This window comes from Phocaeicola sp. RTP21198st1_B8_RTP21198_201120, from assembly GCF_040929485.1.
Lineage (GTDB): Bacteria > Bacteroidota > Bacteroidia > Bacteroidales > Bacteroidaceae > Phocaeicola > Phocaeicola dorei.
In genome coordinates this window covers 736-1,051 of record NZ_JBCOCI010000543.1, presented here as the reverse complement: position 1 = coordinate 1,051, position 316 = coordinate 736, and the positions used below count along the sequence as shown (strand labels likewise).

Below are 316 nucleotides of genomic sequence, written 5' to 3'. Positions count from 1 at the left end.
ATATGGTTGTGCAAATGGTGGCTGACAAAACATAAACAAGGTTAGTTGGAATGTTTTTGGTATAATGTTTATAAACATAAATCAAGAAAGAGCAAATAAATTTAATAGAGGCTGCCCAAAAAGAAAGAAAGTCTTGCAATCACTCTCCTACAGATACTTGCAGAGGGGATATGATTTACTTTTAGACCTTTTGGATAGCCCCTATTAATATTTTATATAAAATTCCTAATTTTAAATTTTTATCCCTTTCGATCGGTTTTTATTCTTTAACTGAAAACCCGGTCGTCCGATGATGACATGGTCGCCAATGATGTTG

General features: G+C 33.2%; 1 pseudogene. It reads right to left on the bottom strand.

Annotation, left to right across the window (positions count from 1 at the left end):
* Positions 1 to 231: 231 nt before the first annotated feature.
* Positions 232 to 316 (bottom strand): annotated as a pseudogene (locus AB5935_RS27945) (DNA methylase); the annotation flags it as partial.